Annotated in this window: 16 protein-coding genes and 1 other RNA gene; 3 read left to right on the forward strand and 14 right to left on the reverse strand. The window is 70.2% G+C overall.

The features are described 5' to 3' along the window. Positions 1-64 precede the first annotated feature (64 nt). Entirely contained in the window at positions 65-1843 is a 1779-nt protein-coding gene (gene leuA / locus LWP59_RS36810; protein WP_191334842.1) for a 2-isopropylmalate synthase, read from the forward strand. On the opposite strand, the gene LWP59_RS36815 is transcribed toward leuA, so the two are convergent. Then, positions 1824-2762 carry a LysR family transcriptional regulator gene (locus LWP59_RS36815; RefSeq protein ID WP_144637884.1) on the reverse strand — a complete coding sequence of 313 codons (939 nt, stop codon included), beginning with the start codon at positions 2760-2762 and terminating at the stop codon, positions 1824-1826. The genes leuA and LWP59_RS36815 overlap by 20 nt on opposite strands. 77 nt (positions 2763-2839) lie before the next feature. On the opposite strand from LWP59_RS36815, the gene LWP59_RS36820 reads away from it, so the two are divergent. Further along, positions 2840-3754: an EamA family transporter gene (locus LWP59_RS36820; RefSeq protein ID WP_144637882.1), complete on the forward strand. Its 915-nt coding sequence runs from the start codon at positions 2840-2842 to the stop codon at positions 3752-3754. On the opposite strand, the gene LWP59_RS36825 is transcribed toward LWP59_RS36820, so the two are convergent. The 9 genes from LWP59_RS36825 to LWP59_RS36865 all read right to left on the reverse strand — a co-directional run bounded on the left by LWP59_RS36825 (position 3703) and on the right by LWP59_RS36865 (position 11848). Next, on the reverse strand, positions 3703-4356 hold the full coding sequence (locus LWP59_RS36825) for a DedA family protein (RefSeq protein WP_144637880.1): 654 nt from the start codon (positions 4354-4356) through the stop codon (positions 3703-3705). The two genes, LWP59_RS36820 and LWP59_RS36825, sit on opposite strands and share 52 nt — an antisense overlap. A 49-nt stretch (positions 4357-4405) precedes the next feature. Further along, a complete protein-coding gene (locus LWP59_RS36830; protein WP_144637878.1) occupies positions 4406-5506 on the reverse strand; it encodes an ABC transporter ATP-binding protein in 1101 nt (366 codons plus the stop codon). After that, positions 5503-6498 carry an ABC transporter ATP-binding protein gene (locus tag LWP59_RS36835; RefSeq protein WP_144637876.1) on the reverse strand — a complete coding sequence of 332 codons (996 nt, stop codon included), beginning with the start codon at positions 6496-6498 and terminating at the stop codon, positions 5503-5505. The genes LWP59_RS36830 and LWP59_RS36835 overlap by 4 nt, the downstream gene beginning before the upstream one ends. A gap of 2 nt (positions 6499-6500) precedes the next feature. After that, positions 6501-7430 carry an ABC transporter permease gene (locus LWP59_RS36840; RefSeq protein WP_144637874.1) on the reverse strand — a complete coding sequence of 310 codons (930 nt, stop codon included), beginning with the start codon at positions 7428-7430 and terminating at the stop codon, positions 6501-6503. Continuing rightward, entirely contained in the window at positions 7427-8431 is a 1005-nt protein-coding gene (locus LWP59_RS36845; protein WP_144637872.1) for an ABC transporter permease, read from the reverse strand. Before LWP59_RS36845 ends, LWP59_RS36840 begins: the two co-directional genes overlap by 4 nt. Positions 8432-8520: 89 nt before the next feature. Next, positions 8521-10185 (reverse strand): ABC transporter substrate-binding protein, encoded by a 1665-nt coding sequence (locus LWP59_RS36850; RefSeq protein ID WP_186383215.1) that lies wholly within the window; start codon positions 10183-10185, stop codon positions 8521-8523. A gap of 108 nt (positions 10186-10293) precedes the next feature. Then, a complete protein-coding gene (locus LWP59_RS36855; protein ID WP_229857892.1) occupies positions 10294-10899 on the reverse strand; it encodes a uridine kinase family protein in 606 nt (201 codons plus the stop codon). Beyond that, positions 10871-11467: a recombination mediator RecR gene (recR, locus tag LWP59_RS36860; protein WP_144637870.1), complete on the reverse strand. Its 597-nt coding sequence runs from the start codon at positions 11465-11467 to the stop codon at positions 10871-10873. Before recR ends, LWP59_RS36855 begins: the two co-directional genes overlap by 29 nt. Before the next feature lie 12 nt (positions 11468-11479). Then, entirely contained in the window at positions 11480-11848 is a 369-nt protein-coding gene (locus tag LWP59_RS36865) for a YbaB/EbfC family nucleoid-associated protein (protein ID WP_144637868.1), read from the reverse strand. Positions 11849-12092: 244 nt separating this feature from the next. Between LWP59_RS36865 and LWP59_RS36870 the strand changes: the two genes are divergently transcribed. Continuing rightward, positions 12093-12806, forward strand: a complete 714-nt coding sequence (locus LWP59_RS36870; RefSeq protein ID WP_308431754.1) for an N-acetylmuramoyl-L-alanine amidase — start codon at positions 12093-12095, stop codon at positions 12804-12806. Between the two features lie 2 nt (positions 12807-12808). Here LWP59_RS36870 and LWP59_RS36875 read toward each other — a convergent pair whose 3' ends face one another. The 4 genes from LWP59_RS36875 to LWP59_RS36890 all read right to left on the reverse strand — a co-directional run bounded on the left by LWP59_RS36875 (position 12809) and on the right by LWP59_RS36890 (position 18330). Next, positions 12809-14839, reverse strand: a complete 2031-nt coding sequence (locus tag LWP59_RS36875; protein WP_144637864.1) for a DNA polymerase III subunit gamma and tau — start codon at positions 14837-14839, stop codon at positions 12809-12811. Between the two features lie 258 nt (positions 14840-15097). Further along, positions 15098-15196, reverse strand: an RNA gene (ffs, locus tag LWP59_RS36880) — signal recognition particle sRNA small type. 10 nt (positions 15197-15206) lie between these two features. Beyond that, positions 15207-17081 (reverse strand): ArnT family glycosyltransferase, encoded by a 1875-nt coding sequence (locus tag LWP59_RS36885; protein WP_144637862.1) that lies wholly within the window; start codon positions 17079-17081, stop codon positions 15207-15209. 13 nt (positions 17082-17094) lie between these two features. After that, positions 17095-18330 (reverse strand): bifunctional glycosyltransferase family 2/GtrA family protein, encoded by a 1236-nt coding sequence (locus tag LWP59_RS36890; protein ID WP_144637860.1) that lies wholly within the window; start codon positions 18328-18330, stop codon positions 17095-17097. Positions 18331-18385 lie beyond the last annotated feature (55 nt).

The following is an 18385-nucleotide window of genomic DNA, read 5'->3' on the forward strand; positions in this document are numbered from 1 at the left end:
CGTCGCGGGGCTTCGTGACGCCGCCGGTCGCCCGATTCGAAACCCGGCAGGAGAACACCCCGGTATGACCACCCCTGAGTCCACCAGCCTGAGCCGCATCCGCAAGCCCTCCCGGCCCGCCCCGGCCGACCAGCCCGCCTGGAACCCGCAACGCGGCACCGCGATGCCCGTGCACCGGTACAAGCCCTGGTACCAGCTGGTCGAGGACATCGACGTACCCGACCGCACCTGGCCGGACAAGCGCATCGACCGCGCCCCGCTGTGGTGCGCCGTCGACCTGCGCGACGGCAACCAGGCCCTGATCGACCCGATGTCGCCCGCCCGCAAGCGCAAGTTCTTCGATCTGCTCGTGCGCATGGGTTACAAGGAGATCGAGGTCGGCTTCCCGGCCGCGAGCCAGACCGACTTCGACTTCGTCCGCGAGATCGTCGAAGAGAACGCGATTCCCGAGGACGTCCGCATCCAGGTGCTGACGCAGTGCCGCCCCGAGCTGATCGAGCGGACCTTCCGGGCGTTGGAAGGCGCGCCGCAGGCGATCGTGCACATCTACAACTCGACCTCGATCCTGCAGCGGCGCGTGGTGTTCCGCGAGGAGCGCGAGGGCATCAAGAAGATCGCCCTGCAGGCCGCGGAGCTGGTCGGCGAGTACGCCTCGAAGTACTCCGACACCGACTTCCGGTTCCAGTACTCGCCCGAGTCCTACACCGGCACCGAGCTGTCCTACGCCGCCGAGGTGTGCAACGCGGTCACCGACATCTGGCAGCCCACGCCGTCGCGGCCGGTGATCCTGAACCTGCCCTCGACGGTCGAGATGGCCACGCCGAACGTGTACGCCGACTCCATCGAGTGGATGGGCCGCAACCTCGACCGGCGCGACTCGGTGATCCTGTCGCTGCACCCGCACAACGACCGCGGCACCGCGGTGGCCGCCGCCGAGCTGGGCTACCAGGCCGGCGCCGACCGCATCGAGGGCTGCCTGTTCGGCAACGGCGAGCGCACCGGCAACGTCGACCTCGTCGCGCTGGGCATGAACCTGTTCAGCCAGGGCATCGACCCGCAGATCGACTTCTCCGACATCGACCAGGTCAAGCGCACGGTCGAGTACTGCAACCAGCTGCCGGTGCCCGAGCGCAGCCCGTGGGGCGGCGACCTGGTGTTCACCGCGTTCTCCGGCAGCCACCAGGACGCGATCAACAAGGGCCTCGACGCGCTGCGCCGCGCCGCCGAGAAGGAGGGCGTACCGGTCGACGAGTACCCGTGGGAGGTGCCGTACCTGCCGATCGACCCGAAGGACGTCGGCCGCACGTACGAGGCCGTCATCCGGGTCAACTCGCAGTCCGGCAAGGGCGGCGTCGCCTACATCATGAGGACCGAGCACCAGCTCGACCTGCCGCGCCGACTCCAGATCGAGTTCTCGCAGGTCATCCAGCGGCACACGGACACCGAGGGCGGCGAGGTCGCCCCGGCGACCATGTGGAACGCGTTCTCGGCCGAGTACCTGGAGGCCGAGTCCCCGCTGCAGCTGGTCAGCCAGCACGTCACCGCGAACGGCGACTACCACCTGGTCGCGACCGTCCGGGTGGACGGCGAGGAGCAGGAGATCACGGGCAACGGCAACGGCCCGATCGCCGCGTTCTTCGACGCGCTGTCGACCGTCGGGTACGACCTGCGGCTCATGGACTACAGCGAGCACACCCTCTCCCCGGGCGACGACGCGAAGGCTGCCTCGTACATCGAGTGCGCCGTCGGCGACAAGGTCTACTGGGGTGTCGGCATCGACCCGTCGATCGTGACGGCGTCGCTGCGGGCGGTCGTCTCGGCCGTCAACCGCTCCCACCGCTGACCTCGCGCGGATCGGCCTCTCGCACCTGCGCGGTGCGGGAGGCCGATTCCGCGTGCAGGGCTTCGAGCACGGTGGTCACGGCCGGGCGTGCCGCGGCGCCGGTCCGCATGACCGCTTCGATGTGCCGCGCCGCCCGCAGGCCCGCGAGCGGCCGGCTGAGCACCGCCGGCGACATCGTGTAGCGGGGCAGCAGCGCGATCCCGTGCCCGGCGGCGACCAGGGCCTCGATGACCCGGAAATCGTTGACACGGTGCACCGGCCGTGGCCGGACGCCGGTGCGCACGGCCAGCGAGCGGAGCACGTCGTCCACCGGGAAACCGACGTTCACCCCGATCCAGCTTTCCCCGGCCAGCGCGGTGAGCTCCACCCTGTCCTGGCCCGCGAGCCGGTGCCCCGGCGGCAGTGCGACGTCAAGCGGTTCCCGCAGCAGGTGCACGACGCCGAGCCGGTCGGCGGGAAACGGGTCGGCCTGCTCGTCGCGGTGGGTCACCACGATGTCGAAGTCGGCGATCAGCGACGGCACCTCCGGCGGCGTCATGTCGACGTCCCGCACCTCGACGTCGAGCGCCGGAAACTCGGCCAGCCGGTGCAGCAGGCCCGGCAGCAGCATGAGCGCCGCCGACGGGAAGATCGCCAGCCGCACCCGCCCGCGCGGCTCGCTCCGATAGGTGTCGAGCTCGGCCTCGGCCCGGCCCAGTGCGGCGAGCACCTCGTCCGCCCGTGCGACCAACGCGCGGCCGGCGTCGGTGAGCCGCAGCCCCCGGCCCGCTGGTTCGGTCAGCGCCAACCCCACCTCGGCCTGCAATGCGCGCAGCTGCTGCGAAACGGCCGAGGGCGTGCAATGCAGGGCACGTGCGGCGGATGTCACGCTGCCCCGGTCGGCGAACTCGCGCAGTACCCGTAACCTGCCGATATCCACGATTTTGAAGCGTAACTGAAAAGTTCGTGAAATTAATCTCGATGGTCCTACAAAGTTGGCTGGCGGAAGCTGGAGAGGTGTCTCCCCGCGACCGGCTTCTCGCCCTGTTCGTCGCCGTCCTGTGGGGCTGCAACTTCCTCGCGGTCCACTACACGCTCGGCCATTTCCCGCCGCTGTTCGCGGGCGCGCTGCGCTTCCTCGTGATCGCCGTTCCGACGATCCTGTTCGTCCCACGGCCCAAGGTGAAGCTGCGCTGGCTGCTCGGGTTCGGCCTCGGCTTCGGCACCGGGCAGTTCGCGCTCCTGTTCATCGCGATGAACATCGGGATGCCCACCGGACTGGCCTCGCTGGTGCTGCAGGCGTCGGCGCCGTTCACCGTCGTGCTCGGCAGTGTCTTCCTGCGCGAACGGCTTTCGCCGCGGCAGCTGACCGGCATCGTGCTCGCGGTCGCCGGGATGCTCGTGATCGCCTGGCACCAGGCCGAGCACGCCGTGTTGCTGCCCGTCGTGCTGACCCTGCTCGCGGCGCTGAGCTGGGGCATCGGCAACGTGTTCGCCCGGCAGGCCCGGCCGGACAACGGGTTGCACTTCACCCTGTGGATGTCGGTCGTGCCGCCGATCCCGATGTTCGTGCTCTCGCTGATCTTCGAAGGCCCGGGCGCGCAGTGGCACTCGCTCGCCACGCTCGACACCACGAACGGCTGGATCGGCCTCGGCGGCTTCACCTACGTCGTGGTGCTGGGCACGCTCGTCGGCTCGGGCATCTGGACGACGCTGATGCGGCGCAACCCGGCCGGCATCGTCGCGCCGTTCTCCCTGCTGGTGCCGGTGGTCGGCATGTCGGCGTCGTTCGTGCTGCTGCACGAGGTGCCGCAACTGGTCGAGATACTGGCCGGACTGGTGATCGTCGGCGGCGTGCTGCTGGGCTCGCTGCCCCGGCGTCAGCGCTCGACGGCCGCGGTCTCCGAGGGGTTGGCCGCCTCCTCGTCGTGATGGCGACGGCCCATCCGCTTCTTGAGCACCAGGCTGATGATCACGCCGGCCACCACCGCGACGGCGAGCGCGACGTAGGAGAACCGCGAAAGCCACTTCTCCGCGACGACACCGAGCGAGTACACCAGCGCCGTCGTGCCACCCGCCCAGGCGATGCCGCCCAGGGCGTTCGCCGCCAGGAACTTCCAGTAGTGCATGTGCAGCGAACCCGCGAGCGGCCCGCACAGGATGCGCAGCAGCGCCACGAACCGGCCGAAGAACACCGCCCACACCCCGCGGCGGGCGAAGATCCGTTCGGCGTTGCGCACGTGTTCGGGCCCAAAGTGCTTGGGGAACTTCCGGCCGGCCCAGTCGAACAGCCGCCTGCCGCCCTTGCGGCCGATCAGGTAGCCGATGCTGTCGCCGACGATCGCGCCCGCGCTGCCGACGATCCCGACGAGCCACGGGTTCAGCCCGGCGTGGGTCGACGACAGCAGCGCGGCGCTCACCAGCACGATTTCACCGGGAAGAGGGATGCCGAGGCTCTCGAACCCGATCACGGCGGCGACCGCGATGTACACCAGGAGCGGTGGAATCGTCTCCAGCCACTGGTCGATGTGCATCCTTCGGGTCCCCTCCTCGGCCGTCCTCAGGCCCGCCAGGGTACCCGGATCACGGCTCCAGCATCTCCGCAACCGAAGCGGCGTGCGGGACCGACGGCCCTGCGCCCGCGTCGACCTCGACCAGTTCCGCCTGCACCTCGTGCGGGGTGATCCGGCCGGCCTGGATGTCCTCGGCCCAGTGGCAGGCCACCCGGTGACCGGTGCCGATCTCGCGCAGCCGGGGGCGGTCGGTGTCGCACCGGGTCTCCTGCCGCCACGGGCACCGGGTGTGGAAGCGGCAGCCCGACGGCGGCGCGGCGGGCGAGGGCAGGTCCCCGGCGAGCAGGATCTGCTCGCGGGTGTCCTCGACCTCCGGGTCCGGCACCGGGATCGCCGAGAGCAGCGCCTTGGTGTACGGGTGCAGCGGCTCGGCGTAGAGGGTCTCGGAGTCGGTCTCCTCCACCAGCGAGCCCAGGTACATCACGCCGATCCGGTCGGAGATGTGCCGGACGACGGCGAGGTCGTGCGCGATCACCAGGTACGTCAGCCCGAGCCGTTCCTGCAGCTCCTCCAGCAGGTTGATCACCTGCGCCTGCACGGAGACGTCGAGTGCGGACACCGGTTCGTCGGCGACGATCAGGTCCGGCTCCACGGCGAGCGCCCGCGCGATGCCGATGCGCTGGCGCTGCCCGCCCGAGAACTCGTGCGGGTACTTGCGCAGCGAGCTCTCCGCCAGCCCGACCGCGTTGAGCAGCTCCCGCAACCGCTTGCGCGTGCTCTCCCTGCCCTTGTCCAGCCCGTGCGCACGCATGCCCTCGATCAGGATGGACTCGACGGACTGGCGCGGGTCGAGGCTGGAGAGCGGGTCCTGGAAGACCATCTGCATCCGCCGCCGCATCTTCCGCAGCGACTCGCCCTTGAGCTCCGAGAGGTCCGTCCCGTCGAACACGACCCGGCCGCCGGTCGGCTCGACGAGCCGCAGCAGCCCGCGGCCCAGCGTCGTCTTGCCGCAGCCGGACTCGCCGACGAGGCCGTAGGTCTCGCCGCGCCGGATCTCCAGGTCCACCCCGTCGACCGCGTAGACGTGACCCACCGTCCGGTCCAGCACGAGCCCGCGCTTGATCGGGAAGTGCACCTCGATGCCTTCCACCTTCACCAACGGCTCGCTCACCGGTGCACCCCCTGCCGCATCGCACTCACGCCGACGGGGTTGTGGCAGCGCAGCATCCCGCCGTTGTCCGCCACCAGCTCCGGCGTCACCTCGCGGCAGCGGTCCAGCGCGTTCGGGCACCGCGGCGCGAACGCGCACGCGTGCTCCCACGGGATGTTGTCGGCCACAGAACCCTTGATCGGCAACAGTTTCTCGCCCCGCGGCGCGTCCAGCCGCGGAATCGACTCCAGCAGTCCATGCGTATACGGATGCCGCGCCGCCGCGAACAAGGCGTGCCGCTCGGCCCGTTCCACCACCCGGCCGCCGTACATGACGTTGACCTCGTCGCACAGCCCGGCCACCACGCCGAGGTCGTGCGTGATCATGATCAGCGCCGTGCCGGTGTCGCGCACCAGTTCCGAGAGCAGCGCGAGGATCTGCGCCTGGATCGTCACGTCGAGCGCGGTGGTCGGCTCGTCCGCGATGAGCAGCCGCGGCTCGCACGCCAGCGCGATCGCGATCAGCGCGCGCTGGCGCATCCCGCCGGAAAGCTGGTGCGGGTACTCGGAGAGCCGTCGCATCGGGTCCGGGATGCCGACCCGGCCGAGCAGGTCCTTCGCCTCGCCGCGCGCCTGCTTGCGGTTCATCCCGCGGTGGCGTTCCAGCACCTCGGTGATCTGCAGGCCGATCGGGATGACCGGGTTCAGCGAGGACAGCGGGTCCTGGAACACCATGCCGAGGTCGCGGCCACGCTTGTCGCGCAGCTGCCTGTCCGTGCACGTCAGCAGGTCGGTGCCCTCGAAGCGCACCGAGCCGTGCACCTCCGCGCCACGCTTGGGCAGCAGTCCCATGATCGCCAGCGCGGTCACCGACTTGCCGCTGCCCGACTCGCCGACCAGGCCGACAGTTCGGCCCGGTTCGACGTCGAAGCTGACGCCGTCCACCGCGGTGAACGGGCGGACACCCTTGCGTTTGAAGGTGACCGTGAGGTCTCGAATCTCCAGCAGTGCCACTACTACCGCCTGTTCTTCGGGTCGAGCGCCTCGCGCAACGACTCGCCGAGCAGCGTGAAGCCCAGCGCCACGATGATGATCGCGATGGCCGGGTAGAACGCCAGCTCCGGCTTCACGTCCAGCAGCCCCTGCGACTTGCCCAGCATCAGGCCCCACTCCGCGCGGGTCCAGTCGGAGTCGCCGAGGCCGAGGAAGGACAGCGCCGCCGCGTCGATGATCGAGGTCGCGAGCGTCAGGGTGGCCTGCACGATCACCGGCCCGACCGAGTTCGGCAGCATGTGCCGGAACACGATCGTCCGGCGCCGCACGCCCAGCGCTGTGGCGGCGAGTACGTGGTCGCTGGAGCGCTGGGCCAGCATCGCGCCGCGCAGGAGGCGGGCGAAGATCGGCACGCTCACCACCGCGACCGCGATGATCACCGTCCACTGTGTACCGTGCGAGAACAGTGCGGCGATCGAGATGGCCAGCAGCAGCGAGGGAATCGCCAGCAGGATGTCGGTGAACCGCATCAGCAGCGTGTCCACCCAGCCGCCGAGCGCGCCGGCCAGCCCGCCGATGAGCATGCCGACGGCCACGCCGATGAGCGTGGCGGCGACACCGACGATGAGCGTCTGCTGCGAACCCACGAGCAGCCGCGAGAAGAAGTCGTAGCCGTTCTGGTCGCTGCCGAGCAGGAACCCCGGCATCGGCCCGGGGATGGAGTCGGGCCGCAGGTTGTTCTTCAGCGCGTCGTACGGGATGTGCGGGTCCTTGGGCGCCAGGAACGGCGACAGGATCGCCAGCAGCACGAAGAGGATCGTGATCACCGCGCCGACGATCGCGATGGGGCTGCGCGACATCCGCTTGAACGCGTCCGCCGCCAGGCTCGTCCCGCCCGAGGACGCGAGGTCGTCGATGCGGTCCTTCTTGCGCTTCAACAGGTTCGTGGTCATCGCACCCGCACCCTCGGGTCGATGATCGCGTACGAGATGTCCACCAGGAGGTTGACCAGCACGTACACCAGCGCGGCCAGCAACAGCAATCCCTGCAGCCGTGGGTAGTCACGCCGTTCGATGCCCTGCGCCAGCAGGTAGCCCAGGCCGGGGATGTTGAACACCTTCTCCGTCAGGACCGCGCCCGCCAGCAGCAGACCGGTCTGCAGGCCGATCGTGGTGGACACCGGCAGCAGCGCGTTGCGCAGGATGTGCCGGCGCCGGATCACCGGCGTGGTCAGGCCTTTGGACTCGGCGGTGCGCACGAAGTCCTCCTGCTGGACGTCCAGCACGGACGCCCTGGTGATGCGCACGATCACCGCGAACGGGATGCTCGCGAGCGCGATCGCCGGCAGGATCAGGTGCTTGACCGCGTCCCAGAACGCGTCGAACTCGCCGGTCAGCAGCCCGTCGAGGGTGAAGAAGCCGGTGATGTGCGTGGCGTCGATCGTCACGTCCTGGCGCCCGGACGGCGGCAGGATCCCCAGCTTCTGCGCGAAGACGTACTTCAGCAGCACACCGAAGAAGAACACCGGCACCGCGACGCCGATCAGCGTCGTGAGCACCGTGGCGTTGTCGAGCAGCCGCCCGTGGAAGCGCGCCGCGACGTACCCGAGCGGGATGCCGAACGCGATGGCCAGCACGAGCGCGAAGAAGGACAGCTCGATCGTCGCCGGGAACGAGCGGCCGACCTCGGCCAGTACCGAGTCACCGCTGATCAGCGAACTGCCGAAGTTGCCGGTGACGACCCGGCCGAGGAACTTGAAGTACTGGATGAAGATCGGCTGGTCCAGCCCCAGCAGGTGGTTGAGATCGGCCAGTTTCTGCGGCGTCGCCTTGTCCCCGAGCAGTGCGCCGGCCGGTCCGCCGGGCAGCAGGCGCAGCCAGGCGAACACCAGGATCGACAGCACGAGCAGGGTAGGCACGGCTTGCAGCAGCCGGCGAATGATGAATCGCAGCATGTGGTGGGTGCCCTAACGAGGTTCCTACTGCCGGAAAGCGCCCGCGCCCCGGGATCACCGCGGCGGGGCACTTTCCGGCAGAAGCGCCGTCAGCCCTTCGTGACCGTGTAGAAGCGCTCGTCGGTCAACGGGGTCGGGATCAGGTTGTGGATGGTGCTCTTGACCACGATCGCCGGCGGCGAGGAGGTCAGCGGCACCGCGGGCACGTACTGCGAGATCGCCACGCTGGCCTGCTCGTAGGCGGCCTTCTTGGCCTCCGGCGTCACCTGCGCGTCGGCGTTGGACAGCGCGGTGAAGACCGTCGGGTCGTTGAACCCGAACTCCGCCTTCTGCCTGCCGAAGAACGTGCCGACGAAGTTGCCGGCGTCGGCGTAGTCACCGGTCCAGCCCAGCAGGTGGATGTCCTGCTTGCCCGCCTTCTGCACGTCGTCCTTGTACCCACCGTTCCACGGCTCCTGGACGATGTTGACGTTGATGCCGACGGCCTTGAGGTCGTCCGCGATCGCGCCGCCGATGTCCACCGGGTTCGGCATGTAGGGCCGGGTGACCTCGGTGGGCACGTAGAAGTTCAGCGTCAGCCCGGTCGCCCCGGCCTGCTGCAGCAGCGTCTTGGCCTGGCTCGGGTCGTAGCTGTGCTTCTCCACCGCGTCGGTGTAGCCGGGCACGTTGTTCGGCAGGAACTGCGTCTGCGCGTACGCCCCGCTGGGCAGCTTGTTCTTCGCCAGCTGGTCCTTGTTGATCGCGTACTCGATCGCCTTGCGGACCCGGACGTCACCCAGCTTCGGGTTGTTCTTCTGGTTGATGCCCAGGTACAGGATGTTGAACGCGGGGCGGATCAGCACCTGGTTGCCGGCGTCCTTGAGCGAGGCGTAGTCGGCCGGGCTCGGGAAGTCGTAGCCGTCGATGGTGCCGGCGGCCAGCTCCTGCTTGCGGGCGTTCTCGTCCTCGATGATCTTGAAGATCAGCTTCGCGGTCTTGGCCTTGTCACCCCAGTAGTCGTCGTTGCGGACCAGGGTGATCGTCTTGTTCGTCTTGTCGTAGCTCTCGAACTTGTACGGACCGGTGCCGGTGGGGTGGTCGTTCGCGTACTCGGGGTAGGTGAACGAGTCGCCGCTCTGGGTCACGTTGTCGGCGTTGTACTTCTTCAGCGCGTCGGGGCTGGAGATCGACAGCGAGGTCAGGCCGAAGGCGTCCGGGAAGGCGCCCTTCGCCTTGTTCAGGTTGAGGACGGCGGTGTAGTCGTCCTTGGCCTGGCAGGACTTGTAGACGGGGTCGCCGGTGGCGTCACCCTCGTTCTTCGCGAAGCCCTCGAAGACGTCGCCGTAGTAGATCATCTGGCTCTGGGCGGCGGCGCCCTTCATGTTGTACCAGCGGTCGAAGTTGAAGCAGACCGCCGCGGCGTTGAAGGGGGTGCCGTCGTGGAACTTGACGCCCTGGCGCAACGTGAAGGTCCAGGTCTTGCCGTCGGGGCTGGGCGTCCACGCGGTGGCCAGGTCGCCCACGAGCTGGGTGGTGCCGGGCTTGTAGGTCACCAGGGTGTCGAACATCTGGCGCGCGGGACGGAAGCTCTCGCCGTCGTCGTTGAAGATGGGGTCGAAGTTCTTCGGCGCGCCCGCGGCGCCGAACACGAACGTGTCGTTGGCGCCACCGCCCGAACCGCGTTCGGAGGCGCAGGCCGACATGGCCACGGCGAGCGCGCCGACAAGCCCGATCAGGGCGAGTCGGCGCAGACGAGCCACCCGCTGAGGGAGCATGTGAACTCCTAGTAGAAGTTGCAGTTTGTGATCGCCGACCCTAGCCGGAAGTGGGCGAAATGCTTAACCACGGGAGGTTACGATCGCGCTACGTAAAATGTGAAACACTTACACGCTGGGGGTTTGTGGTGGCTCTGCGTAGAAGATGTGCCCGCTTTGTCCCACTTGCTCTACCCCGAACGGGTGAATCAGGCCGTCGACCCTGAACCAGCCGTGCTCGAACGCCTGCCACCTCTGGAGCTGCCCGCGGGAGTTCTCACCGTCCCGCTGAACGGCACGTTCGAGACGTTCCGTGGGGTCTGGGCCACCGATCCAGCACAGCGCCGACAGGCGTGGGCGCACCGACGCCCGGCCCGCCGACACGCCTTCGAGGATCAGCACGCGGGGTGGGGCGAGGGTGACCCGCTCGCCGGGCTCGGGGTGGCCGCTGGTCCAGTCCAGCTTCACGTAGTGCCCCGGCTCGCCCCTGGCGAACGGTTCGAGCACGCCCTCGGCCAGGCGGGGCCACCAGGCGACCGGGTCGTCCCAGGTGGCGAAGAAGTCCGTGCTGATCAGCGCGGCGCCGGGCAGCCTTTCCCGCAGCCGCCTGGCGAACGTGGACTTGCCCGCGCCGGACGGGCCGTCCACCGCGACCAGCCGGACCCGGCCCAGCCGCGGTGGCGCCGCGAGCACCGCCCGGGCGAGGTCAGAGAGCGCGGCGTCCGGAGAGGGCACGGCCCAGGGTCAGCTCGTCGGCGAACTCCAGGTCCCCGCCCATGGGCAGGCCGGAGGCCAGCCGGGTGACGGCCAGACCGGGGAAGTCGCGCAGCATCCGCACCAGGTACGTCGCGGTCGCCTCGCCCTCCGTGTTCGGGTCGGTGGCGATGATCACCTCGGTGACCTCCTCGCCACCGATCCTGGCCAGCAGCTCGCGGATGCGCAGCTGGTCGGGGCCGATGCCGGACAACGGGTCGAGCGCCCCGCCCAGCACGTGGTAGCGGCCCTTGAACTCACGGGTGCGCTCGACCGCGAGCACGTCCTTGGGCTCCTCGACCACGCAGATCTTGGAGGTGTCGCGGCGGGCGTCGCGGCAGATGCGGCACTGCTGCTGTTCGGAGACGTTGCCGCAGATCTCGCAGAACTGGACGCCCTCGCGAACCTTGCCGAGCACGTCCTGCAGCCGCGCGATGTCGGCGGGATCTGTCGCGAGCAGGTGGAACGCGATGCGCTGTGCGCTCTTCGGCCCGATGCCGGGCAGGTGGCCCAGCTCGTCGATCAGGTCCTGGACCACACCTTCGTACAACTGCGGGGCCTTCTAGCCGAGACCGGGCAGGCCGAGGCCGCCGAGGTCGGGCATGCCGCCACCGCCGCCGAGCGCGCCGGCCACCGGGCCGAGCTTCTCCTCGGTGAGCTTCTGCGCGTTCTTGCTGGCGTCCCGCACCGCGGCGACGACCAGGTCGGCGAGCGTCTCGGTGTCCTCGGGGTCGACGACCTTCGGGTCGATGGTGAGGCTCTTGAGCTCCATACCGCCGGTGACGGTCGCGGTGACCAGTCCGCCGCCTGCGCTGCCGGTGACCTCGCTGCGCGCGAGCTCTTCCTGTGCGGCGACGAGCTGCTGCTGCATCTGCTGCGCCTGCTGGAGGATCGCCTGCATGTCGGGCATTCCACCACCGGGTTGGACCATGATTGGGGTTTCCCATCCTCGAGGGACTTGCACGTGCTGCCCAGCCTAGCCGCGCGCGGCCGCCCCGGTGAGGGCGGTGGTGGCCGGATCGCGGAGCGTGACGCGACGGTGGTTGGGCGGAGGCCGGCCATGGGAGTGTGCGACGGTGTGCGCCATGCGGTGGCGTTCGTGCACGGGATTGCTGGCGGGATCGGTGCTGTTGGCCGCGTGTTCCGGCGGCGTGTCACCGGTGGCGGGATCGGCGATGCCCGCGCCCGCTTCCTCCGCTGCGCCGTCCTCGACGGCGGCTGCTCCGTCGCCGACAGCTCCCGCAGCGCTCGTCGTGCTGGACCCGGGGCACAACGGGGGCAACGCGAGCCACTCGAGCGAGATCAACAAGCCGGTCCCGGCCGGCCGTGGCGAGACCAAGCCCTGCAACACGACCGGGACCTCGACGAACGGCGGTTATCCCGAACACGCCTTCAACTGGGATGTCGCCCACCGCGTGGGCGCCATCTTGTCCACGCATCGCATCCAGGTCGTATACAGCAGGGATGACGACACGGGCGTCGGACCGTGTGTGGACGAAAGGGCGGCGCGGGGCAACGAGTCCGGAGCGGCCGCGGTCGTGTCCATCCACGCGGACGGCTCGGACTCGTCCCGCGCACGCGGGTTCCACGTGTCGTACTCGAACCCGCCGCTGAACGCCGCGCAGGGCCGGCCCTCGATCACCCTCGCCGACGACCTGCGCGACGCCCTGCGCACCGGCGGCTTCCCGACGTCGAACTACCTGGGGACCGACGGCATCTACCCGCGCGACGATCTCGCCGGCCTGAACCTGTCGACCCGGCCGGCCGCGCTCGTCGAGTGCGGCAACATGCGCAATTCGGCGGAGGCCGCCACGATGACCTCCCCCGCCGGACGCCAGCGCTACGCGGACGCCATCGCTGCGGCGATCCTCCGGTACCTGAGTCGCTGACCTCAGTCGAGGGGGCGCGCGCCGAGGTGTTCGGCCAGGAGCTTGTGCGCCGCCTCGTCGGGGTCGATCGCCGGGGCGGCGGCCATGGCCACCGAGTCGGCGAGTGCGGACTCCTCGGCGAGCATCGCGGCCTCGTCGTCGTCCGGCTCGGGCGGCAGGGGGATGTCGGGCTCGGTCGTCGCCGGCTGCGGCTTGGGCGGCGACGCGGGCTGAGCGGCAGCAGCAGCAGCCGTCGGCCGCTGGAACGTGCGCTGCTGTTGCTGCGGCGGCTGGGACGGGCTCGGCTGCGGGCGCGGGCCGGAGCCGTTGGGGCGCGCCGACCCACCGCCACCACCGCCGCCGTGCACGCACCGCACCTGCCACGTGCCGCCCAGCACCTCGTGCAGCGCGGCCGCGATGAAGTCGGCGTTGCGTGGCTCGGAAAGCCTGCGCGCCAGGGGTTCCGCGGTGTGCGACAGCACGACCAGCGAACCCTCGACGCTCTGCACCGTCGCGTGCGTGAGCATCGCCTCGGTGCTGCGGCTCGTCTTGCGGATCGCGGCGAGCAGGTCCGGCCAGATCCGGCGGATAGCCGTCGCGTCGACCCCGCCGGGCGAGGCCGGGGCGGGTGCCTGCACCGGTTCGTCTTGTGCCGCAACGGGTTCTGGCGCCGCGACCGGCTCGGGCTCTGGCGCCGGGGCCTCGGGTGCCGGCCGGGCGGGCTCCGCAGTGGGCTCGGGTGCCGGCCGGGCTGGTTCCGCCACAGGACGGGCGGGCTCGGCCGCCGGGCGCGCGGTCTCGGCCGGACGCTGTGAAGGCCGCTGGTACCGATCCGCCGCCGCGGCTGGCGCAGGTGCTCCGGCAGCCGCAGGCACCTCACCGGCCGGAGCGGCGACGGTGGCCCGGCGCTCGAGGCGTTCCAGCCGTTGCAGCACCGCCGCTTCACTGTCCGAAGCGGACGGCAGCAGCATCCGTGCGCACAGCAGCTCGAGCAGCAGCCTCGGCGCCGTGGCGCCGCGCATCTCCAACAGTCCATTGTGGACGATCTCGGCGTACCGGGTCAGCGTGGCGAGCCCGACGCGCTCGGCCTGCGCCGCCATCCGGGACAGCTCGTCCTCGGGCGCGGACACCAGCCCTCGCGCGGCCGCGTCGGGCACGGACCGCACGAGCACCAGGTCCCGCAACCGGTCGAGCAGGTCGGAGGCGAAGCGCCGGGGGTCGTGGCCCGCTTCGGTCAGTCGCTCGACCGTGCTGAACACGGCCGCCGAGTCCTCGACCGCGAGTCCGTCGATCATGTCGTCGATCAGTGCGACGTCGGTGACCCCGAGCAGCGACACCGCGCGCTGGTAGGTCACGCCCTCGGGGCCGGCGCCGGCCAGCAGCTGGTCGAGCACCGACTGGGTGTCGCGCGCGGAGCCACCACCGGCGCGGATCACCAGCGGGTACACCGCGGGGTCGACGTGCATGCCCTCGGCCGCGACGTTGCGTTCCAGCAGGTCGCGCATCGAGCTGGGCGGGATGAGGCGGAACGGGTAGTGGTGCGTGCGCGAGCGGATCGTCGGCAGCACCTTGTCCGGCTCGGTGGTGGCGAAGATGAAGATCAGGTGTTCCGGCGGCTCTTCCACGATCTTGAGCAGGGCGTTGAAGCCCTGCGTGGTGACCATGTGCGCCTCGTCGATGATGAACACCCGGTACCGCGACTCGGCGGGCGCGTAGAACGCCCTGTCGCGTAGCTCGCGTGCGTCGTCGACGCCACCGTGACTGGCCGCGTCGAGCTCAGTGACGTCGATGCTGCCGGAGCCCTCCGGCGCGAGCGCGCGGCAGGAGTCGCATTTGCCGCACGGGTCGGGGGTGGGGCCTTCGACGCAGTTGAGCGAGCGCGCCATGATCCGCGCGCTGGACGTCTTGCCGCAGCCGCGTGGCCCGGAGAACAGGTAGGCGTGGTTGATGCGGCCGGCCGAGAGCGCCGTGCGCAGCGGTTCGGTGACGTGCTCCTGCCCGACGACCTCGGCGAAGGTCGCCGGACGATATTTCCGGTAAAGAGCCAAAGCCACGACGCGAGACTACCGCCCGACAGCCGAGCCCCGAATCGGCCCGCGCAACCACCCGCACCAAGGCGAGGACCCCGCCGCCACCCCACACAGATCGCGACCCGCCCGATTGCTGGTCACCACAGATCGCGCCTCGCGATGCTGGTCCCCACCCGACGCACCCACGCCCGCCAAGGCGAGGAGCTCGCACCGTGGGGGTCTGGGGGCGCGGCCCCCAGAAACAACTCGGAGTGCGGGCCCGCAGGGAGGGGCCGCCAGGCCCCGAACAAGGGGACCCCCGCACCCGTCAGAGCCTGCTTATCCTTGCTGCCTTCCGGCCCTGGGGAGGTTCACAGGATGGACGCCGCGGGGGTCCGTTGCCCAGTGTAGGTCAAGACGCGGACAGGGGTTTCGTCAGGTCGTAGACCGTGCTGCTGCCCACCGTCGTGGAGTGGAAGTTCTGCTCCACCCAGGTCGCGATCGAGCCGCCGCCGCCCCGGCCGCCGAAGCCGCCCATGCCGCCGGAGACGTAGTACGTGATGTCCCCGTCCGCGACGTACTGCTGGAACTGCGCGAGGGTGGGCGCCGGGTCGCTGCCGTCGAACCCGCCGATGGCCATGACCGACTTGTCGGAGTTGAGGGCGAGGCCCGCGGCCGACTGGGAGCCGTTGGTCGCGGCGGCCCATTTCGTGGTGGTGCCCTTGAGCAGCGCGATGACCTGGCTGTCGGACTGGCCACCGCCACCGAAACCACCGCCGCCGAACCCACCACCGCCGAAGCCGGCCGCCTCGGCAGGCCCGGACGCCGGGATGGACCCGGTGTGCGGGACGCTCGCGGTGACCACGGCGTACGCCGTCGTGCCGAGCATGCCGGTGACCAGCGCGCCGACGCCGAGCACGATCCCGGCGTCGCGCAACCGGTCGGCGCCGAACAGCAGGCCGGCGACGACGACGGCCGTCAGCACGAGGATCACGTACCGCAGCCACGACTGCCACGACGGGACGCGGTCGAGCAGGATGAAGTTCCAGACGCCGGTGGCCGCGATCATCAGCGCGAGCGCAACGCGGGCGGGGAAGTTGTGCCGCCCGCGCCACAGCTCGATCCCGCCGATGCCGATCAGGCCGGCGATGCCGGGGGCGAGTGCGACCGTGTAGTACGGGTGGATCGTGCCGCTCATGTAGCTGAAGACCAGCGTGGTGACGACCGTCCAGCCGCCCCACAGCAGCAGCCCGGCGCGGGTCCGGTCGGTGCGCGGGAAGAACCGGGTGAACCACAGCCCGGCGACGAGCGCGATCAGCGCGGCGGGCAGCAGCCAGGAGATCTCCGAGCCGAACGAGGACCCGAACATCCGGGTCAGTCCGGTGTCACCGCCGAACATGCCGCCGCCACCACCGCCACCACCGGTGCGGTTGCCGTCGCCGCCGAAGATCCGGCCGAGGCCGTTGTAGCCGAAGGCGAGTTCCAGCGCGCTGTTGTCGGTGGAACCGCCGATGTACGGCCTGCTCGACGCGGGCCACAGCGCGACCACGGCGACGTACCAGCCCGCGGACACCACGACGGCCAGCCCGGCGGCGAGCACCTGCAGGATCCGTTTGCCCAGCCCTGTCGGCGCGGCGACGAGGTAGACCAGCGCGAACGCCGGCAGCACCAGGAACGCCTGCAGCATCTTGGCGATGAAGCCGAACCCGATCGCGACCCCGGCGAGCACGAGCCACCAGGTGCCCGCCTTCTCCAGCGCACGGACGGTGCACCAGGCGCCGAGGGTCATCAGCAGCACCAGCAGCGCATCCGGGTTGTTGAACTTGAACATCACGGCCGCGACGGGGGTCAGCGCGAGCACCGAACCGGCGAGCAACCCGGCCGCGGGACCGGTGGTGCGCCGCACGGCCAGGTACAGCAGGCCGACGGAACCCACGCCACACAGGGCGTTCGGCGCCAGCATGCTCCAGCTGGAGAAGCCGAAGACGCGGCCGGACAGGGCCATCAGCCACATCGCGGCCGGCGGCTTGTCGACGGTGATGATGTTGCCCGGGTCGAGCGACCCGAAGAAGAGCGCCTCCCAGTTCTTGGTCCCGGCCTGTACCGCCATGGCGTAGAAGTCGTTGGCGTAGCCGGACGCGCTCAGGTTCCACAGGTACAGCGCGGCGGTCGCGAGCAACAGCACGGCCACGCAGGGGCGGACCCATCGTGGCCGGTCCCCGGCGCGAGTGGCTGCGACGGGGCCGGCGCCGGCGATCCGGGGCGGGGCGGCGGACGCAGTCGTCATCGGTGAGATTCTCCTATCGGTTCTTGCGGAAGACCCAGTTGCGGAAGAGCAGGAAGCGCAGCACGGTGGCGGCGAGGTTGGCCAGCACCAGCACGGCGAGTTCGGCGAAGCGGCCCGGCTCGCCGCCGGAGTGCAGCAGCGCCAGGGAGCCGCTGGTGAGCGCCAGCCCGAGGCCGAAGACGATCAGCCCCTCGAACTGGTGCCGCCCGGCGCCACCGGAGCCGCGGACGCCGAAGGTGAAGCGCCGGTTGGCCGCGGTGTTGGCGATCGCGGTGAGCAGCAGCGCGACGAGGTTGGCCACCTGCGCCCCCATCCCGCCCCGCAGCAGCACGAACAGCACGAGGTAGGCCAGGGTGCTGCCGACGCCGATCGCCGCGAACCGCACCAGCTGGGTGGCGAGCTTCGGCGGCACACCGGGGGTGGACACTCCGATCGGCTCCCGTCCGAGTTGGGCGCGGATCTCGCTGATGGGAAGGGATCCCCTCGCGAACGCGCGGATCATGCGGGCGACGCCCCTGAGGTCGGCGGTGGCCGTGGCGAGGATGTTGACCGAGGAGTCGGGGTCGTCGATCCAGTCCACCGGCACCTCGTGCGTGCGCAGGCCGGCCCGCTGGGCCAGCACCAGCAGTTCGGTGTCGAAGAACCAGCCGGTGTCCTCGACCAGCGGCAGCAGTTGCTTGGCGACGTCGGCGCGGATGGCCTTGAACCCGCACTGCGCGTCGGAGAACCTGGCGGCGAGCGTGCCGCGCAGGATCAGGTTGTAGCAGCGGGAGATGATCTCCCGCTTCGGACCGCGCACGACGCGTGCGCCACGAGCCAGCCGCGAGCCGATCGCCAGGTCGGAGTGGCCGGAGATCAGCGGGGCGACCAGCGGCAGCAACGCCGCAAGATCAGTCGACAAGTCGACATCCATGTAGGCCAGCACCTGCGCGTCGGAGGCGGACCAGACCGCGTTCAACGCCCGTCCGCGGCCCTTCTCGTCGAGGTGGACGACCTCGACCGCCGGGATCTCGTCCGCGAGCCGCTGCGCGATGGCGAGGGTGTCGTCGGTGCTGGCGTTGTCCGCCACCGTGATGCGGTACCGGTAGGGCACGGTGTCGCGAAGGTAGGTATGCAACCTGTGGACACATTGTGCGAGATCGGTCTCCTCGTTGTAGACGGGAATGACCACGTCGAGGACCGGGGTCGAGCTGCCTTCTGAGGAGAGGGCCCGCGCCGCTGCGGGGGAAGCGTCTGCGGAGGGCGTCATGGGACCAACGGTGGCCTGGGGCGTTGTGTCAGCCATGTGGCCTGGCTGTGCTTAC

It is taken from the genome of Amycolatopsis acidiphila, assembly GCF_021391495.1.
Taxonomy (GTDB): domain Bacteria; phylum Actinomycetota; class Actinomycetes; order Mycobacteriales; family Pseudonocardiaceae; genus Amycolatopsis_E; species Amycolatopsis_E acidiphila.